Genomic DNA, 23,636 nt, shown 5'->3' on the forward strand with positions numbered 1-23,636 from the left:
GGGCCCGAATGGTGCAGTAGGCGCCGAATGGCCAGCATATCCTCAAGCCTCATACGCAAACCAGTCAAAAGTTGACGCAACCGCAGGGAATGACTGGATTTTTTGCGCCAGCTCAACAATTGAAGTGAAGGCGCCGGGTGGCCGGAGCGGGGGCAAGGAGGGGGTTGTCGAGAAGGAAGGGGCATTTTGTTGTCACGGGGAGGGGGGACTATAGTGCAGCGAGGCGAGGGTGCCTCGTTTGGCCCGCGTGAGTGGGGGCCAATCACAATGGATAGAACAATGGGAGTGTGACATATGAAGCGGATCCTGATGGTGTTGAGTCTGTGTGTGACGGTCATGGGCATGGGAATGGGGGTAGCCCAGAGCGCGACCTCTGGCGCGCAGCAAGAGTGCGAGGCCCAGGCGGCGGTGAAGAAGCTGGCGGGCGCCGCCAAGACCAGCTTTGTGGGCAAGTGCGTCAAGGATGCCTCTGCCAGTGCCAAGGCAAGCCAGTGCGAGAAAGCGGCCGCCGACAAGAAGCTGGCCGGTGCGGCCAAGAACAGCTTCGTTCAAAAGTGCCTGAAGACGGACGGGGCCGCCGACAAGGCGACCCAGTGCGAGAAGGCGGCGGCGGACAAGAAGCTCGCCGGGGCGGCCAAGAACAGCTTTATCCAGAAGTGCGTGAAAACCGCCTGAGCCGGTTGAGGCTCTGACACCAACGCTGGTTGAGGCAGTGACGAGAAAGGGGCCCTGGGGCCCCTTTCTCTGTTGTGATGGGTGGTGGGGGCTGCCCTCGCCGCCAGTGTGCCCGGCCATAAGCTCCGGGCGGGGAGCTAACTTGATCCCTGCCTGGTCATCACTCTCCCTGGGTTGGCTGGGTATGTTCGGGGGCGCTGCTAAGCAGATCCTGCCCCTCGTCCTGGCTCAGCACCAGATAGCGCTCGTACTGGCGCAAGACGTCGGCACTCAGCTCGTCCCGGGTCAGGTACTGGATGTCGTACCCGGCGCGGCCATCGGCAAAATAGGTGATGGGCTCGAAGATGCGGGCCTCGGGATCGTGGTTGTGGGCCGCCTCCAGGGGGTTGAAGGCGGGGGCGGGGCGGGCCTCGATGCGCACCCCGTAGCAGAAGTCCCGGCGACCTTGCTGGGGTACCAGCAGATGGCACTGATCCGGCCCATCCTCTTCGACCCGGCTGGTGATGCCCCGGGCAGCGAACTCCTGGCTCAGGGCCGTCAGGGCGGGCAGGGCGACCTTGTCCACAAAGGCGCGGGCTTCCTGCTCGGTGGAGGGGCGCAGCAGGTGATCCATCCGGGTGCGCCACTGCTTGCCGTTCCAGAAGTCAGTGGCGGGGGAGAGGCGCCTGGCCGAGTGCTCCTTGTCTGCGACAAGGCCGCGGCAGAGTCCGAGGCAGAGCAGCACCATGATGAAGGCAAACGGCAGTGCGGCGATGAGGGTCATGGACTGGAGTGCCGCCAGCCCCCCTGTGCTCATCAGGGTACCCGCGGTGACCCCGAGCAGCAGAGCCCAGAACAGGCGCTGCCAGATCGGTGAGCCCTCCTTGCCCTGGGTAGCGATGTTGTCGATGACGAAGGCTCCCGAGTCGGCGGAGGTGACGAAGAAGACGCTGATGAGGATCACCGCGAGGGCCGAGGTGATGTCCGCTCCCGGCAAGAGGTCAAAGAAGTTGAACAGCAGGGTGTCGATGTTGCCGACCGAGTCGATGAGGCTTGTGCCCCCCTCATGCTGGCTGGCCCAGATGGCGGCGTTGCCGAACACCGTCATCCAGAGCAGGTTGAAGGCGGTGGGCACGAACAGGACGCCGAGGATGAATTCGCGCAGGGTGCGTCCGCGGGAGATGCGGGCGATGAAGAGGCCGACAAAGGGGGACCAGGAGATCCACCAGGCCCAGTAGAGCAGGGTCCAGTTGCTGAACCAGCCCGCCTGGCGGGTCTCGCTGTAGGTGAAGGTGCGGAAGGTGAGCTGGCTTAAAGAGGAGACATAGTTGCCAATGTTCTCCGAGAGGGCTCCCAGCAGGTACTGGGTGGGGCCGGCCACCAGCACGAACAGCAGGAGCACGATGGCGAGAAAGAGGTTGAGCTCGGAGAGGCGCTTCACCCCCTTGTCGAGACCGGTGACCGCCGAGATGCCGGCGAGGGTGATGACGACCCCGATGAGGCCGAAGCGAAACAGCTCCCCCGAGGTGTCCATGCCGGTGAGGCGGGTGATCCCCGCCGAGAGTTGCATCACGCCATAGCCCAAGGTGGTGGCGATGCCGAAGATGGTGCCCACCAGGGCGAAGACGTCCACCGCGTGGCCGAGCGGCCCGTGGATCTTCTCCTTGAAGATGGGATAGAGGCCGGAGCGGATGGTCAGGGGCAGGTTGTAGCGAAAGCCGAAGTAGGCCAGCACCAGGCCGACGATGGCGTAGACGGCCCAGGCGTGAAAGCCCCAGTGGAAGAAGGTGGTGACCATGGCCTCGCGGGCGGCCACCGGCGTCAGGGGCGTCGCCTGGGGCGGCGAGACGTAGTGGCTCATGGGCTCGCCCACCCCGAAATACATGAGCCCGATACCCATGCCGGCGGCGAACAGCATGGCGAGCCAGGAGGTGAAGCTGAACTCGGGGCGGGCGTCGTCCGGCCCCAGGCGAATGTTGCCGTAGTGGCTGAAGGCGATCACCAGCAGCAGGATCAGGAACATGCCGACCACCAGCACATAGAACCAGCTGAAATGCTCGGCGATCCAGCTCTGGCCGCTGCCGAAGAAGCGGGCGGCGGCCTCAGGGGCCAGGGAGCAGATGGCCAGCAACGCCAGGATGAAGAGCAGGCCGGGGATGAAGATGGGCAGCGACAGGGTGCATCTGGGAGGGCGAGGAGCGTTCATGGGACACCTTTGGGTGGAAGGACTCAAGACACTATAGGCCCCTCGGGTGCAAAGCAGACAAGGGGTGGATGGCGAGTGACGGGGTCAACGGCCATGAGCACCGTGGGGGAGGCACTCGTCGTCCTGTTTTTTTCATCGTATTTTATGCCTTTAAATCAGATGGTTACCGATTTCTTGTTTGTTAATAGCGAGTTGATGCCGTTTTTTGGGAAATCATTTCTCCCCTCGTCCGGTTCTATTGAACGTAGCCGGATGAGATGCGCCGGAGACATCACTCTCGACAACAAGGAATAGAGACATGAACGTGAAAAAGAGTACTGCCATCGCCTCTGCCATGACGGGTCTGCTGGCCCTGGGTGCCCAGTTCATCGCCGCGCCGGCCATGGCTGCGGATGACAAGGAGAAGTGCTACGGCGTGGTCAAGGCGGGCAAGAACGACTGCGCCACCAAGGGCGGATCCTGCGCCGGCACCGCCAAGATGGATGCCCAGGGGGATGCCTTCGTGGTAGTGCCCAAGGGGCTGTGCGAGAAGCTCGCTGGCGGGTCCCTGCAACCCAAGTAAGCCGCATGCCATGGTGTGGCGCCCGCCACATCATGGCCCTATCTATTGAGAGCCCAGCCATGAACCCCTTGATCGGTATCGGTTTACGCCCCCCGCACTACGACGAGATCCGCCACACCCTGCCCGGAGTGGGCTGGCTTGAGGTACACAGCGAAAACTACTTCGAGCGCCACAACCAGGGCTTTGAGGTGCTGGCGGAGCTTGCGAGGCACTACCCCGTGAGCCTTCACGGAGTCGGCATGTCGCTGGGCTCCGCCGATCCTCTCGATGCCGGGCACCTGCGCCAGCTGGCGGCCCTGGTGGCGGCCATCTCGCCGGTGCGGGTGTCGGAGCACCTGAGCTGGGGCAGCATCGGCGGGCGCTATTTCAACGATCTGCTGCCCATGCCCTACACCCGGGCCGCTCTTTTGCACATGAGCGACAAGATAGATCGGGTGCAGCAGACACTGGGCAGACAACTGCTCATCGAGAATCCCTCCTCCTACCTGCAACTGGCGGGGGAGATGGGGGAGGCCGAGTTTCTGGCCGAGCTGGCTGGGCGCTGCGGCTGCGGCGTCCTGCTCGATCTCAACAACCTCCATGTGAGCGCGGTCAATCACGGCCTGGAGGTGGACGACTATCTGGCGACTATCGACCTCGACACGGTCGGCGAAATTCACCTGGCCGGTTTTACCGAGAAGCACCTGCCTCAGGGGCCCCTCTATATCGACACCCACAGCACCCCCGTGGCCGAGCCCGTCTGGGCGCTCTACGAGCAGGTCTGCCAGCAGCGTGCCATCCCCACCCTGATTGAATGGGATCTGGCGATCCCCCCGCTGCCGGTGCTGCTGGGAGAGGCGCAGCGTGCCAGCGAGATCCTGAGCGCGGCGCAGCAAACATCCAGGGAGGCCGCCCATGTCTGAGCTTGCTTCCCTGCAACGCGCTTTTGCGAGCGGTCTGCTCGGCCAGGATGATGCCATCCTCGGGCACATCCAGCCGGGACGCTTTGCCCCCGACGCCCTGTTGCAGATCTATCGCAACAACTTCATCCTCGGCCTCACCGAGGTGCTCGCCAGCAGCTACCCCGCGGTACGCGCCATGGTTGGCGAGACCTTCTTTGAGGCTGCGGCACGAGGGTTCGTGCTGGCGGCACCTCTGGAGGAGGGGAGCGTCATGGACTACGGGGAGGGCTTTGGCGACTGGCTGGCACGCTTGCCCACCACGGCCGCGTTGCCCTGGCTCGGGGATCTGGCCCGCTTCGAGTGGGGGCTGGAGCGGGTCTCGCTGCTTGCACCAGAGACGCGGCGCTGGCCTGCCGAGCGGCTTGCCGCCATGACCCCTGACCACTGGGAGCGGCTGGTGCTGCATCCTGCCTGCGATCTGCAACTCCTGGAGAGCCCCCATCCGGTGCTGGCGCTCTGGCAGATGGCCCTGCACGGCGGTGAGACGGTCAGGGAGCTGGATGCTGTCTGCTCCCTGGCACTCAAGAAACGCCCCGGACACCGGGTCGACCCCATTGCCCTGGATGCCGCCGCCTGGCGTCTGCTGCAAGGCTGCCTGCAGGGCAGGCCGCTGGCCAGCCTGCTGGCTCAGGATCCCGCCATGGCCGAACACCTGGCCCCCCTCATCACCCTCGACCTGCTGGTCGATCTGGAGCTTGCCCCATGACAACGCAAACCCTTGCCAGGCCCCTTGGCCCCCTTGTTGAACGCATCTTGCCCTGGTGCAGCGGTGGCCTGTTGCTGCTTGCCAGGCTCTGGGTCGCCACCATTTTTCTGCGATCCGGCTGGCTCAAGTTCACGGCCTGGGACAGCACCCTCTATCTGTTCGAGTTCGAATATCAGGTGCCCCTGCTGCCCTGGCAGTGGGCGGCCTATGCGGGCACGGCGACCGAGCTGTTGCTGCCCCTCTTCCTGCTGGCGGGCCTCTTCACCCGTCCGGTCGCCTTGCTGCTGTTTGGCTTCAACGCCATGGCGGTCATCTCCTACCCGGCCCTCTGGGCGGGGGGCTTTCACGATCACCAGTTGTGGGGCTGGATGCTGCTGACCCTGGCCGTGTGGGGGGCGGGCCCCCTGGGGCTCGACAGCTGGCTCCTTGCCCGTCGCTCGCCTCCGGCGTAAGGTGGCCGCACACGAGCCCTGCCTGACTGACGGGTGGGAAAGGAATGCAAAGGAGAAGAGATGAAGGTTCGCGAGGCCCTGGCGGCCGATATTCCTGCCCTGACGACACTGCGCATGGCGCTCTTTTGCGAGGTGGGGGAACTTGCCTGGCCCGATGAGGATCCGGTCCTCAGGGAGGCGACGCAGGCCTACTTCATTCAGGCGCAGGAGAGGGCAGCGCCCGTAGCTGGGTGGTGGAGGAGGAGGGCGAGGTGGTGGCGTGCGCCACCCTGGCACTCTTCGTGCGCCCGCCCTACCCGGGCAATCTGGCGGGGCGGGAAGGGTACCTGCTCAACATCTACACCCGGCCGGCCTGGCGCAGACGGGGAATGGCGAACGCCCTGCTGGTGGCCATGGTGGCGTATGCCCGCGAGCAGCAACTGGGCAAGCTGTGGCTCCATGCCAGCAGTGATGGGCGCGCTATCTACGAACGGTTCGGCTTTGCCGCCAATCCCGCCTGCCTCGAGTGCGTACCTGCCCGTTAGCCTCCTCTTTTTCTGCACCGGGTTGATCCTCTTTCACAAGGGCTGCGTACTGGGAGCCCTTGGCGGCATCGCCGCTTTTCTATACACTGCGCGCCCCATTCGTTTCAGTCGTCTGACCACTTATGTCGGCGCTGGCGATGCCGATACCCTCTGTGGGTGAGGCCGTGGTGCCCATGGGGATGGTCAACGAGGAAGAAGTGTCATGTTCAATCAGAAGCTCAAAGCGCAGTTGCAGGCATGCCAGACCCGGCTCGACGAGGAGCAGGGCATCATAGAGGCGATCAAGGCGGGTGCCGCCACCGTCATCTTCAGCCCGGAGGGGATCATCCAGGAGGCGAGCACCCCTTTCCTGGCCCTGATGGGATATGGTGCCGCCGAACTGATTGGGCAGCCCCACAGCCAGCTCTGTCCGAGGGCCTGGGGGGAGTCCGGTGACTATCGCCAGTTCTGGCGCCGCCTGGCCCAGGGAGAGGTGCAGTCAGGCACCTTCGAGCGCGTGAACCGGCAGGGGGAGACGCGCTGGCTGGAGGCGACCTATTTCCCGGTGAAGCACCAGGGCCGGGTGACCCGGGTACTCAAGATTGCCAGCGACGTCACCGAACAGCACCAGCGGCTTGGGCGGCTCGAGGCGCTGACCGAGGCACTGGACCGCTCCCGGGCCATGATCGAGTTCACCCCGAACGGCGACATTATCCATGCCAATGCCAACTTCCTGAGCGTCATGGGTTACACCCTGAGTGAGATCGCGGGCAGGCACCACAGGATCTTCTGTGACGAAACCTTCCTGCGCGAGCAGCCCCGTTTCTGGGAAGAACTGGCCCGGGGTCAGTTCAAATCCGGCCTCTTCATGCGCCACAACAGCCGGGGGCAGGCCGTCTGGCTGGAGGCGACCTACAACCCCATCCGGGATGGCAGCGGCAAGGTGGTGCGGGTGGTGAAGTTCGCCAGCGACATCACCGCGCGCATCGAGCAGAACCACGCCACCCGGGAGGCCGCCCGCCTGGCCCACAGCACCGCCCAGGAGACCCTGCACAGCGCAGAGGAGGGGGCGGGCCTGCTGCGCGCCGTGGTGCAGACCTCTTCCCTCATCGCTTCCCAGGTGGATGAGGCCATCGCCCTCATCGGCCAGCTCAACGAGCAGTCCAGAAGCATCGAGGCCATCGTCTCGACCATCAGCGCCATCGCCGATCAGACCAATCTGCTGGCCCTGAACGCCGCCATCGAGGCGGCGCGGGCGGGTGAGCAGGGGCGCGGGTTTGCGGTGGTGGCGGACGAGGTGCGCCAGCTGGCCGCCCGCACGTCGCTCTCTACCGACGAGATCGCCAGGGTGGTGCAGAAGAACCGCGAGCTGACCGCCAGGGTGACCGACGACATGGCCGGGGTGGCGGGCAGCGCCGAACTCGGCAAGCAGCAGATCGCCGGGGTGGACAAGCTGATGAGCGAGATCCACCAGGAGGCGGACAGGGTCTCCCAGACGGTGTCCGCCCTCTCCATCTGAGGGGCTGACCGCAAGATTGCCAACAGAGTGAGCGATCGGACGGCCAGGCTGAACCCTGGCTGTATAAGGCCCCCCTTCGTCATTGTGCCGCCCGGCCCCCTTGTTTAGGCTGCCGCCTCCTTTTTATTGAGAGGTAGACAACAATGGCAGTACGACAGAGAGGCAGGGCACTGGCCCTGCTGCTGGGAGTGGGGGCGAGCCTGGGGCTCGGTGGTTGCATGGGCCAGATGGGCCTCTCCTCCATGGTGACCAAGGGCAACCTCAGCGTGGTGGACAACCGCTACGGCCGTGCCGGCGTCTTCGTGCTGCTCTCCCCCGTCTATGGCCTGGCGGCCACGGCGGATCTCTTCGTGTTCAACACCATCGAATTCTGGTCCGGCAAGAACCCCATTACCGGCAAGTCGCCCGCCCTGGTGGATCAGAAGAGCGATGCGATCATCAAGGTGAACCAGCACCTGGATCCTGCCCTCAACCAGGTGCCGCTGGCCCTGCTGCCCCAAGGGGTGCGCGAGGTACAGGTGAGCTACCCGGACGAGCGCACCGCCCAGATGGAGATCCACTACATCGACGGTCAGCGCAGCCTGATGCGGGGAGAGATGCGCGGGGAGCGACTGGATCTCTACCTGGACGACAGACTGGTCTCGACCCTGAGCCGCGAGCAGCGCGATGCGGCGGCAAGTCGGGGAGCGGTGCAGGCATAATTTGTCGCGCCCCTGATCCTTTACTCCCGACAAATGCTATACATGCCTGCGGGCAAGTACGCCCCGATGTAGAGGGAGTGGGCTATGACGGTAAACGGGTTGCGTTTGGCAGAGCTGATTGGTTCTCTCAGTCATGCCCTGGACATGACGGAAGGGCAGCCGAGAGGCCACTGCATCCGCTGCTGCTGGATAGGCTCTCGTCTGGGGGAGCAACTGGGACTGGATGCCCGGCAGCGCCACGACCTCTACTACACTCTGTTGCTCAAGGATCTGGGGTGCAGCAGCAATGCCGCCCGCATCTGCGAGCTCTATCTCACCGACGATCTTCACTTCAAGCGCGACTTCAAGCTGGTGGATGGCTCCCTCTCCGAGGTGGTCAACTTCGTGCTGGGCCACACCGGCTTGCAGGCGGATCTGCTGGGCCGCTTTCGCAGCCTGTTCCACATCTTTCGCAACGGGGATCAGATAGCCAACGAGCTGATCCTGACCCGCTGCCACCGGGGGGCGGACATCGCCCGCCAGTTGCGTTTCAGCGACGAGGTGGCCCAGGGGATCCTCTCCCTGGATGAGCACTGGAGCGGCAAAGGGCGGCCGCAACAACTGGCGGGGGAGGCCATCCCGCTCTTCTCCCGCATCGCCCTGCTCTGTCAGGTGGTGGACGTGTTTCACGCCGCCGCCGGGCCGGACGCGGCGATGAGGGAGCTGCGCGAGCGCAGCGGCAACTGGTTTGATCCCGCCCTGGTCAGCGCCTTCGAGGCGCTGGCAGACGAGGCCTTCTGGCAAGGGCTGGCGGATCCCGCGTTGGTGGAGCGGGTCTTCGCCCACCCGGCGGGGCAGGGGGAGGTGGCGCTGGATGAGGATTATCTGGATGAGATTGCTGCGGCCTTCGGCCAGGTGGTGGACTCCAAGAGCCCCTATACCGCGGGGCACAGCGGCAGGGTGGCGCTCTATACCGACATCCTCGCCGCCCAGATGGGGCTGTCCGAGCCACGGCGACGCTGGCTCAAGCGGGGTGCCCTGCTTCACGATGTGGGCAAGCTCGGGGTGAGCAACGCCATCCTCGACAAGCCGGGCAAGCTTGACGAGCAGGAGTGGGCGGCGGTGCAGATGCATGCCGCCTACACCGAGGAGATCCTGGGCCGCATCGGCGCCTTCGAGGAACTTGCCCTGGTGGCTGGTGCCCACCATGAGCGACTCGACGGCAAGGGCTACCCCAAGGGGCTCAAGGGGGAGGCGATCACCCTGGAGACGCGCATCATCACCACCGCCGACATCTTCGATGCCATCACCGCCAAGCGCCCCTATCGGGATGCCATCCCGGTGCCGCGTGCCCTGGAGATGATGGCGGAAAACCTGGGGACGGCCATCGACCCCGACTGCTTTGTCGCCCTGAAGGCGGGGATAGAGGACTTCTCCCTCTACCTCACTCCCGAGCAGCCCCTGGCTCGTGCAAGCTAAGGCGCGAGCCCGAGACAAGCAAGCCCCGCATCGGCGGCAATGCTGTTCACTTAAGAGAATTTGAGTTCCAGTCCACGTAGTATCAGGACAAAAAATCGAGGGAGGCATGATGCCTCCCTCTTTCTATTGCAAGCCCCGCTGGATAAAGGCTGGAGGAAGATCGACTGGACACAGCCTTGCCCCCTCAACTCAAATCCAATTTATGAATAATCAGTCAAAAAAGTGCTTATCTGAACAGCATTGCGCATCGGCGGGGCTTTTTTGTGGGCGGTTGCAGGCGGCGCGATCAGGGGCGGGTCGAGGGCTTGGCATAGGGTTGCAGCACCAGCCCCAGCAGGCGATGGAGGTGGGCGAGCTGCTCGATGAGATGGAGATTGAGCCAGAGGTAGCCGCCAAGAGTGGGGTCGTGTCCCTGGCCTGGCGCCTGGCTTGCGTCCCCATCGAGCCGGGCGGCGGCGGCTTGCAGGCGGCCGATGGCCTGGTCGGCCGCCGTGGTATCGCCGCTCTTGAGTATGAGGGCGAGTTCGGTGAGCACCGACTCCGTCGCCTGCTGGCAGGCGCGAAGCCCCGGGTGGCTCTGCATCAGGAAGTGGCTCTGGCGATCCCGCCAATAGGTGTTGGCCAGCATCTCCAGGGTGCAGACGCTGTTGCGAAGGGTGGTCTGGGTCGCCTCGAACAGCGGGCTGCCAAGGCGGGTCTCCTTGACCGCCGGGGCCAGCAGGGGGCGCAGGCTGACTATTTTGGCGAGCAGGCGGGCATGGCTTCGGGTGAGCTTGGGGCGCTCCAGCACGTTGGGGGAGAGGTGGGTGTGGTAGAGCCGCCCGGCCTGCTGCAGGGTGTCGTGCATCTGCAGACGCCAGTGGGTATAGGCCCGCTGGGGGTAGATGCTGCAAAACAGCAGGGCCAGCACCGACCCCAGGATGACGTCGCCGCTGCGCCAGAGCGCGGTCTCGATGTCCCCGGGCACCCCGCCGACGATGACCCCCAGGGTGATGCCGATGAGCAGCCCCACATAGGGGCGCTTGCCGAGCGCCAGGTAGCCGCACAGGAACATGATGGCGCAGCACCAGGCCAGCATCAGGGGCAGGGAGTAGAGCTCCAGATAGAGGGCCACCACCCCGCAGGCGGCGCCAAAGACGGTGCCCACCACCCGTTGCAGGGCGCGCGATAGCACGTTGCCCCAGAACGAGATGGGGCCCATCACCACCACCAGGGTGATGAGGGGCCAGGTGCTCTCCGGCAGCTTGAGCTCCCGGGTCAGCAGGAAGGTGAGGGTGAAGGCCAGGGCGATGCGCAGGCCGTGGACCAGGCGGTAGCGGCCATAGATGAGCAGATCGAAGCGGGAGAGCGGGGCATTGAGGCGCAAGGGCGTTCTCTTATCTCGGGTCAGGGTTGTGAGGATAGCAAGGGGGATGGCATTCGCCTTGACCTGCGTCGTTTCCCCGGTTCATGCGGGCGCACCTGTCGGCAGGCGCACCATGACCCGCTCGCCGGGGGGAAGGGCCGCGCTACCCGGCGCCCGTTCGATGCGGCAGTTGGCACTGTCGTGGCCCCCATCCACCGGGCGCACCAGCAGGGTGCCCGCCTCGTCCTGACTGAGCAAGCCGGGCACAACGCCCTGTTCTGCCGATGGGGGCAGGGCCGCCAGCAGCCGGGCGCAGAGGCGAAGGGGCGGCGGGGCCTGACGGGGTTCGTGCGGGGGCAACCGGGCGCAGATGAAGTCGGCGATGGCCTCCAGATCCTCGAAGGAGAACCGGGGCAGGGTCGTGGCCTGGGGGGCGTCGCACACGAGGGCGACGATGTCAGGATCATCGGGGAAGAGCAGGGGCCGGCCGATGGCGGCGCGATACAGCTCCACCTTGGGAAAGCGCCTGTGCTTGAACCCCTCGACCAACAGCAGATCCAGGGCGTTCGTATCGAAGCGGGCCAGCAGCGCCTCGAAGGGGGGCTCCCCCTCCGGGGTCTCCCGGATCAGGGCGTGGCGCCGGTCGGAGGCCGCCATCACCTGGGTGGCGCCCGCCTGGCGCAGGCGGTGGCTGTCCTTGCCGGGTTGGTCCATGTCAAAGGCGTGATGGGTGTGCTTGAGCACCCCGAGGCGCAGACCGCGTGCCACCAGGCGCGGGATGAGGCGCTCCAGCAGGGTGGTCTTGCCGGTGCCGCTCCAGGCGACGAAGCCGAGCAGGGGCAGGGGGCTCATGGCGCGCCCCCTTCCCGCAGCCTCGCCTCCCAGGCGGCGAGATCGCTCGGGCTGTTGAGGTTGACGAAGGCGTCGGGCAGATCGGCAAAGGACACCACCGCCATCCGGTGGCGGGCAAACCAGGCCCCGGTCTTGCGCTCCCCGTCCGCCAGCGCCTGGCTCAGGGAGGGGCGCAGGGCGCGGCGCAGCAGGGCGACCACGGGCTGGAGGTGCTCCCCGTCGTGGGCCACCACCAGATCGGTGTCCGGGGTGATGGCGGCGCGAAAGCGGGTCATCAGATCAAGGGGCAGGGCGGGGCCGTCACAGGGGACGAACAGCACCCAGTCGTGACGGGCCGCCGTCAGCCCCGCCAGCATGCCGGCCAGCGGCCCCTGGAAGTCGGCCTGCGCGTCTCCGATGACGGGGGCAAGCTGCCGGTAGCGAGCCTGGCCGCGGTTGGCGTTGATCAGCACCTCGTCCACCTGGGGGCGCAGGCGGGTCAGCACGTGCTGGATCAGGGGAGTGCCCGCGAGGGGCACCCAGCCCTTGTCATCGCCCCCCATGCGGGTGGCGCGACCGCCCGCGAGGATGACGCCGCTGACGAGAAAAGCGGGGGAAGAGGAAGGGGTCATGGTGCTCCGTTGCTCGCAAAGGGATGCCCACAGGGGCGTGTCGGGATCTTGCGCCAAGGCGGGCGCGGGAGCAACCTTCGGCTGCCCCGGCAAAGGCGCCTTTGGCCGCAGGGTTTGTCCAAGCTCACAAAACCGGATCGGCAAACGTCATATGATCCCCAGCATTCTGAGTCTTGCTCTCCTGCCTGATGGCAACTTCATGTAAATCAAAGAGAATGACTATGGCTACCGGACAATATCTGCTGTGGAAAGATGCACAGGGTCACGATTTTCGCCCCGTTGCACTGACGGGCACCAATCTGCTCAACGATCGCAACCTCAACAAGGGTACCGCCTTCACCGAACAGGAGCGGGCCGATTTTGAGCTCGACGGCCTCTTGCCGCCCCAGGTGCAGACCTTCGAAGCCCAGCTGGAGCGGGTCTATGAGGCCTTCCTGAGCGCCTGCAGCGACATCGAGAAGTACCAGAACCTGCGAGCCCTGCAGGATCGCAACGAAACCCTGTTCTACGCCCTCCTGTCCCGCCACGTGGAGGAGATGACTCCCTACATCTACACCCCGACCGTGGGCAAGGCGTGCCAGGAGTTCAGCCACCGCTTCCAGAAGCCGCGCGGCCTCTACATCACCCCGAAGAACGTCGATGACATGGGCTCTCTCGCCCGCCACATGGATGCCAAGGCGGTGCGCATCATCGTCGTGACCGACAGCCAGGGGATCCTCGGCATCGGCGATCAGGGGGTGGGGGGCATGGGCATTCCCATCGGCAAGCTCGCCCTCTATACCCTGGGGGCGGGCATCCACCCCGCCTGCTGCCTGCCCATCGCGCTGGACGTGGGCACCGACAACCAGGCGCTGCTGGATGACCCCATGTACCTGGGTCAGCCCCACAGGCGCATTCGCGGCAAGGAGTACGACGACTTCATCGACAAGTTCGTGACCGGGGTCAAGCGCCACTTCCCCAACGCCGTGTTGCAGTGGGAGGACTTCAGCAAGTCCAACGCCTTCAACAATCTGGCCCGCTATCAGCAGGCGCTGCCGTCGTTCAACGACGACATCCAGGGCACCGGGGCCGTGGTGCTGGCGGGCATCATAGGGGCCGTCAAATCCAAGGGGGAAACCCTGGGCCAGCAGCACTACCTGGTCTACGGGGCCGGGGCCGGCGGGGTCGGGGTGGCGGATCAGATCTGCGCGGGGATGATCCGCGAGGGGCTTGACCCGCAGGCGGCGCGGGATCGCATATACATCCTGGATACCCAGGGGCTGGTGTGTGACAACCGCGAGGGGCTGGATGAGTACAAGCGCCGCTACGCCAAGCCGGGCCTCTTGCTGGCCCAGTGGGATCTGCCGGGCAAGGCGGGGCTGACCGAGGTGCTGCGCCACGTGCCCATCACAGTGCTGCTCGGCACCAGCGGCGCCGGTGGCGCCTTCCAGGAGGAGCACATCCAGCTGATGCTGGCCCACTGCGATCGCCCCATGGTGTTCCCCCTCTCCAACCCCACCGCCAACTGCGAGGCCCTGCCGGAAGACATCTTCCGCTGGAGCCAGGGGCGCGCCATCGTCGCCACCGGCAGCCCGTTCAAGGACGTGCACCATGAGGGGCAGGATTATCGCATCGGTCAGGGCAACAACGTCTTCATCTTCCCCGGGGTGGGGCTGGCGGCCATCGTCAGCCAGATCCGCGAGATAAGCCCGGACATCTTCACCACCGCCGCCTTTGCGCTCGCGGAGTGCGTGAGCGAGGCGGATCTCGCCCGGGGCACCGTCTACCCGAGGATCAGCGAGCTGCGCAACATCTCGGTGCACGTGGCGACCGCGGTGCTCAAGGATATCGTGCGCCGCGACCCCTCCCACCCGCTCATCGGTCAGGATCTGCAAGAGCACATCCTGAGCCATATGTGGGAGCCGGTCTACCTGCCGTACCGCCGGGTCTGAGGTGCGACCTGCCCGCACGTGTCGCGGGCATGACGATGCCATAGAAAAAGAGAGGGTGGCCCAGGCCACCCTCTCTGTTTTCTGCCCTGCTGTGTGTGCGGGGCAGGACGCTGACACCTATTGAGCGGGCGGGGGCACCAGGCGGTCATCGACGCTGCCGTCGCCCCGAAGCTTGTTGCCATTGGCGTCGACGGCGTCCACACCGTTGTCGTCCACGCTGCCATCGCCTCGAAGCTTGTTGCCATTGGCGTCGACGGCGTCCACACCGTTGTCATCCACGCTGCCATCGCCTCGAAGCTTGTTGCCATTGGCATCGACGGCGTCCATACCGTTGTCATCCACGCTGCCATCGCCTCGAAGCTTGTTGCCATTGGCGTCGACGGCGTCCACGCCGTTGTCGTCCACCCGGCCACCGGCATGACGCTCCCCGCCTGCATGCTTGTCGCCACCGCCGTGGCGATCGCCGCCAGCGTGCTGGTCGCCACCGGCATGTTCGCCCTGACCACGGTCATCGCCGCCGTGGCCGCTGTCGTCCCCGCCATTGTTTCCGTTATGGCTACTATCGCCTCCATTTCCGCTATTGTTTCCACTGTGGCTACTATTGCCCCCACCGCCGCTGTTGCTGCCTCCGCCGCCGCTGTTGCCGCCTCCGCTACCACTGTTGCCGCCGCCATCCCCCCCCTTTGTTGTGCACGATCAGCCCATTGGCCACATAGCTGTGGCTGCCATCGAGGATCAGGTTGAACAGCGCCGTGGCGGGCGGGGCATCAACCCAGGAGAGGGAGGCCACCGGCAGGTCGACAGGGTGCGGCGCCAGCGCCAGGTTGCCCGCGCTGCCTCCCTCTGACCAACCCAGCAGGTGCATGCCGGTAAAGAGCGGCAGCACGGCGAGGGCCGGGTTTTCGGTGCGAGTCATGGCCGGTGCGATGGCCGCCCAGCCCCGGGTGGTGAGGAAGGGGTGCTCGGCGGTAAAGAAGGGGGGCAGATGATTGAGCCCGTAGAGCCTGCGCCCCCCCAGCGCCACCCGCTCGATGGCCTGGATGCGGTTGCTCTGCCCGTGCCTGTCCCGCACCCGATCGCCGATCCGCAGGGTCTCGATGGGGCGTTCGCAGCCATCGGCCATCAGGATGCGGGTACCGGCAATGAAGCAGGACTTGGCATGGGCCTGGTTTACCTGCCACTGGTGGTGGTCGAAGTCATAGCTCAGCGGGGTGGCGAACAGGGCCAGGGCGATGGCCGAGCCCAGCAGCAGCCGGCGCTGGCTGGGTTTGAACGAGGGCAGTGACATGGGAAACTCCTTGTCGGTGTGGGGTCACGCCTTCGAGTATAGAGAGGGGGTTGGGGCGATATCTGCGTCGACCAGTTGAAAGCCTTGTCATGTCAACTCGCCGGAAAAACGATTGGCGTTGGCCATAAAATTGCGTAAAATCACATCCTCGATGCTTGTAGCAGCGAATCCCGCCTAAAAAGCCAGTTTCATGCCCTCCCCAAGCAGTAAAAGGCAACAAATGACGCCGTTTGGCCCGTTGGCTGCCTTGAAAACGTCTTGTGATGACTGAAAAGTGTCAAATATCCCTGTCAGTTATCAAAAAATTAAGGATACCCATGTTTTCCTTGGTCAAGCAAAGCGTCGCCGGGCTGCAAATTCTGTTTGTCGCCTTCGGTGCCATGGTGCTGGTGCCCCTGCTCACCGGACTGAATCCCTCCATGGCCCTGCTTGGCGCCGGTGTCGGCACCCTGCTGTTCCAGCTCTGCACCCGTCGCCAGGTGCCGATCTTCCTCGGCTCCAGCTTCGCCTTCATCGCCCCCATCATCTATGCCACCCAGACCTGGGGCCTGCCCTCCACCATGTTCGGTCTGTTTGCCGCGGGCTTCATGTATTTCATCCTGGCGGCCATCATCCGCGCTCGTGGCATGGGCTTCGTGCACAAGCTGCTGCCCCCCGTGGTCATCGGTCCCGTCATCATGGTGATCGGCCTGTCGGTGGCCCAGGTAGCCTGCAACATGGCCATGGGCCGTGCCGGCGGTGAGCAGGTGGTGCCTGCCACCACGGCGCTGACCCTGGCGGGGATCTCGCTGGCGGTCACCCTGATTGCCGCCGTGTTCTGCAAGGGCTGGATCAAGCTCATCCCCATCCTGTGCGGTGTCATCGCCGGTTATGTCTCTGCCGTGCTGATGGGCCAGGTGAGTTTCGACGGCATGGTCAACGCCCCCTGGCTGGCGTTGCCCCACTTCGAGACCCCGGAGATCAACTGGGCCGCGGCCCTCTTCATGCTGCCGGTGGCCATCGCCCCCTGCATCGAGCACATCGGCGGCGTGCTCGCCATCGGCGGCGTGACCGGCAAGGACTACACCAAGGATCCGGGCCTGCACCGCACCCTGGCCGGTGACGGCATCGGCGTCTGCTTCGCCGGTTTCATCGGTGGTCCCCCCGTCACCACCTATGCGGAAGTGACCGGCGCCGTGATGATCACCCGCAACTTCAACCCGGTCACCATGACCTGGGCCGCGGTGTTCGCCATCATTCTGGCCTTCTTCGGCAAGTTCAACGCCCTGCTCACCTCCATCCCCATGCCGGTGATGGGCGGCATCATGCTGCTGCTGTTCGGATCCATCGCCGCCATCGGTCTCAAGACCCTGGTGGAGTCCAAGGTGGATCTGGGGCTGTCCCGCAACATCGCCATCGTGGCGGTGACCCTGACCGTGGGTGTCGGTGCCCTGGAGATGAAGATCGGTGACTTCGCCCTGGCGGGCGTGGGGCTGGCCTCGGTGGCGGCCATCCTGCTGAACCTCATCCTGCCCCAGCACTCCGAAACGGGTGCCATGGAGAGCGCCAAGGATTAAGCGCCTGGCTTGCTGTACGTTGAGATGATGAAAAAGAGGCCACCTTCGGGTGCAATGCTGTTCACTTAAGAGAATTTGAGTTCCAGTCCACGTAGTATCAGGGCTAAAAAATGAGGGAGGCATGATGCCTCCCTCTTTCTATTGCAAGCCACGCTGGATAAAGGCTGAAGGAACATCGACTGGAAACAGCCTTGCTCCCCCAACTCAAGTCGCATTTATGAATAATTAGTCAAAAATGTGCTTATCTGAACAGCATTGCACCTTCGGGTGGCCTCTCTTTCTTTGCCTGCGTACCACTGAACCCGGCCTCCCCATGTGAAGCGGCTACACTCAGGGGCACCATTGACGGGAGAGGACGAAAGGATGAAGAGGGCATGGATCCTGGCCCTGCTGGGGCTGATGGGAAGCGGCGCGGCCGAGGCCGGTGCGGTGCGCTACGAGGTCGAAGGCAATCCGTTCGAGGGCTATTACCTGGCGGGTGCCGACAAGGATGCCCCTCTGGTGGTGCTGGTGCACGACTGGGACGGGCTCAACGGTTACGAGATCAAGCGGGCCGAGATGCTGGTGGCCCTGGGCTACAGTGTCTTTGCCGTAGATTTGTTCGGTGCCGGGGTCAGGCCGAGCACGGTGGAAGACAAGAAGCGCCTCACCGGGGCCCTTTATCAGGACAGGACCAGGATGCGCACCCTGCTGCAAGGGGGATTGGCGGAGGCGGGCAGGCAGGGGGGGCGGCTCGACAATGCGGTGGCCCTCGGTTACTGCTTCGGCGGCGCCGCCGTGCTGGAGCTGGCCCGCAGCGGGGCGGATCTCAAGGGGGTGGTGAGCGTGCACGGCGGGCTGGAGACCCCGGCCGGGCAGGACTACAAAGAGGTGAAGGGAGAGTTGCTTGTCCAGCACGGCAGCGCCGACGAGGCGGTCTCTCTGGGTCAGTTTGCGGCGCTGGTGGCCGAGCTGGAGAGCGCCGGGGTGAAGCACGAGGCGACCAGCTACAGCGGTGCTCCCCACGCGTTCAGCGTCTTTGGTTCGGACAACTACCGCGCCGATGCCGATGCCAAGTCCTGGCAGCGCTTCACCGGTTTCCTGAAGGAGGTGACCGGCTCCTGAGGGGGCCGGCTCACGCAGGCCATGGCAGTGCCATGGCTTTTTTTATGCCCGTTTTTCGCCATCTCAGGGGAGGGCGAGCACCCTCACCCACATGGCCCCCTTGCCCACCTCGCTCCGTGGGCCCGGGGTGAGCTGGCCGCTTTCGGGGTCGATGGCATGCAGCGCCACCTCGTGGGATTGCTGCCCGGTCGCGATGAGCCAGTGGCCGCTGTGGTCGATGGCAAAGCCCCGGGGACAGGCCTCGGTCGGGAAGTGGCCGAGGGGGGTGAGGGCGCCATCCTGGGGGGAGACGCCGAACAGGGTGAGCAGGCTGCTGGCCCGTTCGCTGGTGTAGAGAAAGCGTCCATCCGGGGTCAGGTGCAGGTCGGCGCCCCAGCGCTCCCCCTCATAGCCTGGGGGCAGCATGTCCAGGCTCTCGCGCGCCACTATCTGTCCGTCCGCCTCCCTGTGGTAGCGATTGAGGGTGGCATCGAGTTCGTTGAGGCAATAGAGATCGCCGTTGTCCGGGTGCAGTGCCAGATGGCGGGGCCCGGCGCCGGGGGCGGTGTGAATGTCCCCCAAGGGATGGGGAACCAGCCTCTCGTCCACCAGGGCAAAGCGGCGCACCCTGTCCTCTTTCAGGCAGGCCACCAGCAGATCCTGCTCCCCGTTTTGCCCCGTAAGCCAGGTGACCGAGTGGGCCGCCATCAGGTGGTCGAGACGCTGGTGAGGGGGCTGCATCCGGCCCGCCTGATCCTGGCGGGAGACGGTGACGTGGTTGAAGGCGTAGGAGGCGGCAAAGAAGAGGCGGCCGCTCCCATCGGTGCAGGTGTGGGAGGCGCTGCCGAGCAGCGGCGCCGAGGTCGGGGCCCCGAGCCGCCCATCGGCGGCGATGGGGAAGCTCAGCACCCGAAAATCGGGGCGCACCCCCGCATGGAGCCAGCGCCGGTCCGGGCTGATGACCAGGGGCTGCACCTCGCCGCCGGTCTGCACTTCCTGCAGCGGGGCGAGGGTGCCTGCTTCGAGGCGAAACACATGGATCAACCCGCTCACCGGGTTGGCCACATAGACCACTTGTTGCATTGCATCTCCTTTGCGACGGCCATCCGTCGGGTCAAGGGAAAGGGGAGTCCCGGCCTCTCAGGCGGGGATCAGGATCTCGCGAATGACGGGCACCACTGACAGTACCAGCAGGGCTGCCATCACCTGGTTGAAGCGGCGACGGGCAAGATCGTTTGCCAGCCAGCGCTTGAGCAGGGAACCGCACAGGAGCCAGAGTCCGACACAGGGGAAAGAGACGATGAAGAAGGTCAGGGCGATGACGAGGTGCTGTTCAAAAGGGTCGCTCCCCGCGCTGGTGAAGGCGGCGATGGCGCCGGTGGCGACCACCCAGGCCTTGGCATTGACCCACTGGAACAGGGCTCCCTTGAAAAAGCCGAACGGGCGGGTCCCGTTGCTGTCAGCCATCCCGTCCGTCGGGCGGGCGATGAGCCAGGCAAGATAGAGCAGATAGAGGGTGCCCGCGCACTTGATGAACATGTGGAGTTCGGGGAAGCGGGTAAAGAGCTGGCCAAAGCCCAGCCCCACCAGCAACAGCATCAGGGTGAAGCCGACGCAGATCCCCATGAGCAGGGGCAGGCTCTTGCGTATCCCGACGCTGGCGCCGGCGCTCATCACCATGATGTTGTTGGGGCCGGGGGTGACCGATGCCGAGATGGCAAAGAGCACCACGGCGTAGAGAGAGTCCATTGGGTTCCTCGTGCAGACAGTCCGTTGTCTTCCCTATATTGGGGGCGATCTGCGCTTTCCAAGGCGGGGGGCGGGCAGAAAAAAAACAGGCCCCGTGACGGGGCCTGTGAAGCGGGCGGGATCAGACGGGCTGGTTCCCTGCCGGCGGCAGCGCCGGGCGGGATTCCACCTTCTGTTCGTCTCCCTGCATGTTCTTGATGTAGACGTCCATCTGGTTGAACGCGATCTCGATGCCATGCTCGCGGAACAGCACGTCGATGCGGCGGTTCAGCTCGTCGATGGCCGGGTTGCGATCCCCCAGCTCGCTCACGAAGAAGCGCAGCTCGTGATCCAGGGTGCTGGGCCCGAAGGTGAGGAAGTAGACGATGGGGGCCGGGTCTTTCAGCACCCGGCTGTTCTCCATGGCGGCCTGCATCAACAGCTTGCGGGTCAGATCCAGATCAGAGCCATAGGCCACTCCGACCCGGGCGATGACCCGGGTGACGGTGTCGGACAGGGACCAGTTGATGAGCCGCTCTATCATCAGCTGCTGGTTCGGGATGATCACCTCCTTGCGGTCGAAGTCGGTGAGGGTGGTGGAGCGGATCCTGATCTTGTTGACCGTGCCCGAGATGGTGCCGATGGTGACGGTGTCGCCGATCCGCACCGGGCGCTCGAACAGGATGATGATGCCGGAGATGAAGTTGGAGACGATCTGCTGCATGCCGAAACCGATACCGACCGAGAGACCGGCGGCCAGCCACTGCAGCTTCTCCCACTGGACCCCGAGCATGGCCAGCGCCGTCAGGCTGCCTACCCCGATCAGGGCGTAGTTGAGCATGGTGGTGAAGGCATAGGCCGTGCCCTGGGCAAGGCGCAGCTTGGAGAGCACCAGCACCTCCAGCAGGCCCGGCAGGTTGCGGGCCAGCGACAGAGCCGCACCAAACACGAAGAGGCCGGTCAGCACGTCGCTCAGGCTGATGGGATAGAGCACGGCGTTGGCCCCGGTCCCTTCGCTCTTGTGCCACAGCACCACGCTGTCGAGGTAGGTGAAGACCGCCACCAGATCAGACCAGAGCCAGTAGAAGGCGACGCCGAACACCAGCAGCAGCATGATGCGGGTCAGACGCAGGGACTGCTGGCTGACCTCTTCCAGATCCATGGGCTGCTCTTCGATGGCTTCGCCCCCTTCCGCATCCTCCTGGGTCTTGTGTTCCCGCTTGGCGACCGCGCGGCGATAGGCCAGACGACGGGCCGCCAGCTCAAGACCACGCAGGGCGGTGCGATAGACCAGACCCCAGATGATGATGAGGTAGAAGGACTCGATGAGCCTGCCGGTGAGTTTCAGGGCCGTGTAGTAGTAGCCAAGGGCTGCCAGCACCATCAGGGCCACCGGCGCCAGCGCCAGGGCGACGGCGGTCAGGGTCTGCAACATGCTCGCCTCGCCCTTGATGCGGGCGCGGGAGATGGGCAGCACCAGGTAGGCGGTCAGCCCCAGCAGCAGCATGGTCATGCCCTGGCCGATGACGTCGTTGCCAAGGGAGGAGGGTTCCACCACCGCCTTGGTCGACAGCATGATGAGGGGCAGCAGGGGGAGCCAGAGGTAGCGCATGCTGTTGCGCTTGGCCTGCAGCTCGTCCCGCGGCATGCGGAAGTGGGTCTCGCCGATGCCCCCCGGTCGCATCACCGACAGGTAGACGCTGAACACCAGGTAGCCGAGGGCCAGGTTCAGGGTGATCTGGAAGATGAGTTTCGGGCTCAGCAGACCGCAATAGGCGAGCAGCAGGCCGGCGGCCAGGATGAAGAGGGTGCCCGGCAGGCGTTGCAGCACGGTGAACAGCAGGGCACGGGGGGTGTGCCACTGGCTGTCCTGACGAAAACGTCCCAGATCCTTGACGATCTTCTTCTGGCGCTCGAGCAGGGTGCCGCGCTTCCACAGCAGCAGGCCCCCCACCAGCAGCAGGGGCAGTGCCAGCAGAGAGACTGCCAGCAGCATGTCGCCCCAGCCACTCCAGTCCGGTTTCAGCACCCAGTCGGAGGCCTGCTTGAAGGCCTGGGCCGGCCAGGTGATGAACCACTTGGCATCGATGGGCTTGTTGCTGCTCACCCAGAAGATGTGCTGCTGCAGGGTGAACTCGATGGAGGCATAGACCCGGGTCAGCTGCTGCTGGGTCAGTTGCAGGCTGATGGCGTTGGTGAGCTGGGCATCCATCTGGCGGTTGAGCTGATCCAGCAGGCCGATGCGGGTGTCGATGAGCTTGGCAAGGCTGGCCCTGTCTTCGTCGCTCACCGACTCGCCGCTGCTGGCGATGAGGTTGTCCAGATACTGGTTCTTCTGGAACAGCTGGTCACGCTGCTGGCTCAGTTCGAACTGGGCCAGGTGCAGGTCGGCGATCTGCTCCTCCAGGTTCTTCACCAGGGTGGAGGGGGCCGCTTCCAGTTGCTGGTAGAGCTGATAGAGGATGCGCGAGAGCAGCAGGTTGCCCTTGAGCATCTGCACCTGTTCGTTGAGGTTGCGCTCGGTCTGGGTGCCGCGCTCCAGCATGCTCTTCGCCTGCAGGTTCTTCTGGGCCAGGGTGTTGAGGCTGTTGGTGGAGCTGATGAGTTGCTGGCTGAGCTGGTAGTTGAGCTCCTGCTCTTTTTGCACCAGGGGGTTGTCTTCGGCGGCCACCAGTTCGCCGGTCTCTTCGGCGGTCTTCTCGGTATCCCCCAGGCGCTTGGCGCTGCTCTGCTCCTGCAATGCCTGCAGTTTCTGCTCTTCACTGGCGAGACGGGCACTCTGGTAGTCCCGTTGCTTGACCACCAGATCCTGCATGCTGGTGCGGTTGTCCAGCTCCTTTTGCAGGTTGGCCAGTTGCAGATCCAGCAGGGCCAGTTCGGCATTAAGCTTCATTTTCTCGGCGCTGCTCACCCCGTCCCCGGCGTTGAGGCGGGTGCGGATCTCCTGGCTACGCTGATAGGCGCGGCTCATGCTGGCCTGGGCCCGCTCCGGCAGGGTCTGCAGGTTGGTGATCTGGCTGCCGATGGTGCCAAGGGCCTCCTGGGCCGCCTGCATGTTGGCCATGATCTCGGGTTGGCGGGCATCGAGCTCCGCCAGGCTCATGGTGGCGTATTCGCTCTTGAGCTGCTCCGGGCTCTTGCCCTGGGTCAGGGCGTCGAGCTTGGCGCCGATCTCCTTGAGCTCTGCCGGCAGGGTGCGCAGGCGTTCGCTCTGGGTTTTGGCCTTGCTCTTCTCCTTGTCGATGCTGTCGAGGAGGGAGAGGGTATCAGTCAGGAACTTCTGGTCCGCCTGCTGGCTGGCCGTGGGGGTGTCCGACTTGCCGAGGGCATCGAGCGCCCGCTGCACGGTGGCGCGCTGGGGCAGATCCTGCGCCAGGGTGCTCGGGGTCCAGAAGGTGATGAGTAAACAGAGCAGCGGCAGCAGGGTGGCCGAGGCTCTTTTGAAGCGTGTTGAGAGCATAAAGCGTCCGGGTGATTATGCGATGTTCGGGGGATTTTCCACCAGGGTAAAATCCGCGTGGATTCTAGCACCGGCGCAAG

18 protein-coding genes and 2 pseudogenes are annotated in these 23,636 nt (G+C 64.8%); 12 read left to right on the forward strand and 8 right to left on the reverse strand.

Going from position 1 to position 23,636, the window contains the following annotated elements; translation table 11 throughout:
* Positions 1 to 294: 294 nt before the first annotated feature.
* Positions 295 to 675 carry a hypothetical protein gene (locus PG892_RS07790; RefSeq protein ID WP_049636634.1) on the forward strand — a complete coding sequence of 127 codons (381 nt, stop codon included), beginning with the start codon at positions 295 to 297 and terminating at the stop codon, positions 673 to 675.
* Positions 676 to 835: 160 nt separating this feature from the next.
* Here PG892_RS07790 and PG892_RS07795 read toward each other — a convergent pair whose 3' ends face one another.
* Positions 836 to 2,860, reverse strand: coding sequence for a BCCT family transporter (locus tag PG892_RS07795; protein ID WP_270825306.1), 2,025 nt, complete (start codon positions 2,858 to 2,860; stop codon positions 836 to 838).
* 298 nt (positions 2,861 to 3,158) lie between these two features.
* Between PG892_RS07795 and PG892_RS07800 the strand changes: the two genes are divergently transcribed.
* The 8 genes and pseudogenes from PG892_RS07800 to PG892_RS07835 all read left to right on the forward strand — a co-directional run bounded on the left by PG892_RS07800 (position 3,159) and on the right by PG892_RS07835 (position 9,702).
* Positions 3,159 to 3,422, forward strand: a complete 264-nt coding sequence (locus tag PG892_RS07800; RefSeq protein ID WP_010673595.1) for a BufA1 family periplasmic bufferin-type metallophore — start codon at positions 3,159 to 3,161, stop codon at positions 3,420 to 3,422.
* Positions 3,423 to 3,481: 59 nt separating this feature from the next.
* Entirely contained in the window at positions 3,482 to 4,324 is an 843-nt protein-coding gene (gene bufB / locus PG892_RS07805; protein ID WP_103859133.1) for an MNIO family bufferin maturase, read from the forward strand.
* Positions 4,317 to 5,069 carry an HvfC/BufC N-terminal domain-containing protein gene (locus tag PG892_RS07810; RefSeq protein ID WP_103859134.1) on the forward strand — a complete coding sequence of 251 codons (753 nt, stop codon included), beginning with the start codon at positions 4,317 to 4,319 and terminating at the stop codon, positions 5,067 to 5,069. The genes bufB and PG892_RS07810 overlap by 8 nt, the downstream gene beginning before the upstream one ends.
* Positions 5,066 to 5,521 (forward strand): DoxX family protein, encoded by a 456-nt coding sequence (locus PG892_RS07815; protein WP_103859135.1) that lies wholly within the window; start codon positions 5,066 to 5,068, stop codon positions 5,519 to 5,521. Before PG892_RS07810 ends, PG892_RS07815 begins: the two co-directional genes overlap by 4 nt.
* Positions 5,522 to 5,581: 60 nt before the next feature.
* Positions 5,582 to 6,045, forward strand: a pseudogene (locus PG892_RS07820) (GNAT family N-acetyltransferase).
* 202 nt (positions 6,046 to 6,247) lie between these two features.
* On the forward strand, positions 6,248 to 7,543 hold the full coding sequence (locus PG892_RS07825) for a methyl-accepting chemotaxis protein (protein WP_103859136.1): 1,296 nt from the start codon (positions 6,248 to 6,250) through the stop codon (positions 7,541 to 7,543).
* 143 nt (positions 7,544 to 7,686) lie between these two features.
* Complete coding sequence (locus PG892_RS07830; protein ID WP_103859137.1) at positions 7,687 to 8,244, forward strand: DUF3332 domain-containing protein; 558 nt, start codon at positions 7,687 to 7,689, stop codon at positions 8,242 to 8,244.
* Positions 8,245 to 8,328: 84 nt separating this feature from the next.
* Positions 8,329 to 9,702, forward strand: coding sequence for an HD-GYP domain-containing protein (locus tag PG892_RS07835; protein WP_103859138.1), 1,374 nt, complete (start codon positions 8,329 to 8,331; stop codon positions 9,700 to 9,702).
* A 286-nt stretch (positions 9,703 to 9,988) separates the two neighbouring features.
* Here the strand turns inward: PG892_RS07835 and PG892_RS07840 are convergent, their stop codons facing one another.
* From PG892_RS07840 to mobA, 3 genes are all read right to left on the reverse strand, one after another.
* Positions 9,989 to 11,068, reverse strand: a complete 1,080-nt coding sequence (locus PG892_RS07840; protein WP_103859139.1) for an FUSC family protein — start codon at positions 11,066 to 11,068, stop codon at positions 9,989 to 9,991.
* Positions 11,069 to 11,149: 81 nt separating this feature from the next.
* On the reverse strand, positions 11,150 to 11,899 hold the full coding sequence (gene mobB, locus PG892_RS22620; RefSeq protein WP_103859140.1) for a molybdopterin-guanine dinucleotide biosynthesis protein B: 750 nt from the start codon (positions 11,897 to 11,899) through the stop codon (positions 11,150 to 11,152).
* A complete protein-coding gene (gene mobA, locus PG892_RS07850) occupies positions 11,896 to 12,510 on the reverse strand; it encodes a molybdenum cofactor guanylyltransferase MobA (protein WP_103859141.1) in 615 nt (204 codons plus the stop codon). Before mobA ends, mobB begins: the two co-directional genes overlap by 4 nt.
* 221 nt (positions 12,511 to 12,731) lie before the next feature.
* On the opposite strand from mobA, the gene PG892_RS07855 reads away from it, so the two are divergent.
* Complete coding sequence (locus tag PG892_RS07855; RefSeq protein ID WP_270825307.1) at positions 12,732 to 14,441, forward strand: NAD-dependent malic enzyme; 1,710 nt, start codon at positions 12,732 to 12,734, stop codon at positions 14,439 to 14,441.
* A 117-nt stretch (positions 14,442 to 14,558) separates the two neighbouring features.
* Here the strand turns inward: PG892_RS07855 and PG892_RS07860 are convergent.
* A pseudogene (locus tag PG892_RS07860) lies at positions 14,559 to 15,729 on the reverse strand (Hint domain-containing protein).
* A gap of 317 nt (positions 15,730 to 16,046) precedes the next feature.
* Between PG892_RS07860 and PG892_RS07865 the strand changes: the two are divergent.
* Positions 16,047 to 17,285, forward strand: coding sequence for a uracil-xanthine permease family protein (locus PG892_RS07865; RefSeq protein WP_041213272.1), 1,239 nt, complete (start codon positions 16,047 to 16,049; stop codon positions 17,283 to 17,285).
* A 363-nt stretch (positions 17,286 to 17,648) separates the two neighbouring features.
* Complete coding sequence (locus tag PG892_RS07870) at positions 17,649 to 18,389, forward strand: dienelactone hydrolase family protein (protein WP_103859028.1); 741 nt, start codon at positions 17,649 to 17,651, stop codon at positions 18,387 to 18,389.
* 63 nt (positions 18,390 to 18,452) lie between these two features.
* Here PG892_RS07870 and pgl read toward each other — a convergent pair whose 3' ends face one another.
* From pgl to mscK, 3 genes are all read right to left on the reverse strand, one after another.
* Positions 18,453 to 19,451, reverse strand: a complete 999-nt coding sequence (pgl, locus tag PG892_RS07875) for a 6-phosphogluconolactonase (protein ID WP_103859027.1) — start codon at positions 19,449 to 19,451, stop codon at positions 18,453 to 18,455.
* 57 nt (positions 19,452 to 19,508) lie between these two features.
* Positions 19,509 to 20,117 carry a LysE family translocator gene (locus tag PG892_RS07880; protein WP_010673613.1) on the reverse strand — a complete coding sequence of 203 codons (609 nt, stop codon included), beginning with the start codon at positions 20,115 to 20,117 and terminating at the stop codon, positions 19,509 to 19,511.
* 121 nt (positions 20,118 to 20,238) lie between these two features.
* Entirely contained in the window at positions 20,239 to 23,556 is a 3,318-nt protein-coding gene (mscK, locus tag PG892_RS07885) for a mechanosensitive channel MscK (RefSeq protein WP_103859026.1), read from the reverse strand.
* Positions 23,557 to 23,636 lie beyond the last annotated feature (80 nt).

This window comes from Aeromonas sp. QDB68, assembly GCF_027707405.1.
GTDB classification, from domain to species: Bacteria; Pseudomonadota; Gammaproteobacteria; order Enterobacterales; family Aeromonadaceae; genus Aeromonas; species Aeromonas caviae.

Excerpts from the sequence above, each read along its gene's own strand:
- PG892_RS07865 (WP_041213272.1), top strand. The coding sequence starts at position 16,047 with ATGTTTTCCTTGGTCAAGCAAAGCGTCGCCGGGCTGCAAATTCTGTTT.
- pgl (WP_103859027.1), bottom strand. The coding sequence starts at position 19,451 with ATGCAACAAGTGGTCTATGTGGCCAACCCGGTGAGCGGGTTGATCCAT.
- PG892_RS07815 (WP_103859135.1), top strand. The coding sequence starts at position 5,066 with ATGACAACGCAAACCCTTGCCAGGCCCCTTGGCCCCCTTGTTGAACGC.
- PG892_RS07830 (WP_103859137.1), top strand. The coding sequence starts at position 7,687 with ATGGCAGTACGACAGAGAGGCAGGGCACTGGCCCTGCTGCTGGGAGTG.
- PG892_RS07835 (WP_103859138.1), top strand. The coding sequence starts at position 8,329 with ATGACGGTAAACGGGTTGCGTTTGGCAGAGCTGATTGGTTCTCTCAGT.
- PG892_RS07800 (WP_010673595.1), top strand. The coding sequence starts at position 3,159 with ATGAACGTGAAAAAGAGTACTGCCATCGCCTCTGCCATGACGGGTCTG.
- mobA (WP_103859141.1), bottom strand. The coding sequence starts at position 12,510 with ATGACCCCTTCCTCTTCCCCCGCTTTTCTCGTCAGCGGCGTCATCCTC.
- mobB (WP_103859140.1), bottom strand. The coding sequence starts at position 11,899 with ATGAGCCCCCTGCCCCTGCTCGGCTTCGTCGCCTGGAGCGGCACCGGC.
- PG892_RS07795 (WP_270825306.1), bottom strand. The coding sequence starts at position 2,860 with ATGAACGCTCCTCGCCCTCCCAGATGCACCCTGTCGCTGCCCATCTTC.
- PG892_RS07825 (WP_103859136.1), top strand. The coding sequence starts at position 6,248 with ATGTTCAATCAGAAGCTCAAAGCGCAGTTGCAGGCATGCCAGACCCGG.
- PG892_RS07855 (WP_270825307.1), top strand. The coding sequence starts at position 12,732 with ATGGCTACCGGACAATATCTGCTGTGGAAAGATGCACAGGGTCACGAT.
- PG892_RS07790 (WP_049636634.1), top strand. The coding sequence starts at position 295 with ATGAAGCGGATCCTGATGGTGTTGAGTCTGTGTGTGACGGTCATGGGC.
- PG892_RS07870 (WP_103859028.1), top strand. The coding sequence starts at position 17,649 with ATGAAGAGGGCATGGATCCTGGCCCTGCTGGGGCTGATGGGAAGCGGC.
- PG892_RS07810 (WP_103859134.1), top strand. The coding sequence starts at position 4,317 with ATGTCTGAGCTTGCTTCCCTGCAACGCGCTTTTGCGAGCGGTCTGCTC.
- PG892_RS07880 (WP_010673613.1), bottom strand. The coding sequence starts at position 20,117 with ATGGACTCTCTCTACGCCGTGGTGCTCTTTGCCATCTCGGCATCGGTC.
- mscK (WP_103859026.1), bottom strand. The coding sequence starts at position 23,556 with ATGCTCTCAACACGCTTCAAAAGAGCCTCGGCCACCCTGCTGCCGCTG.
- bufB (WP_103859133.1), top strand. The coding sequence starts at position 3,482 with ATGAACCCCTTGATCGGTATCGGTTTACGCCCCCCGCACTACGACGAG.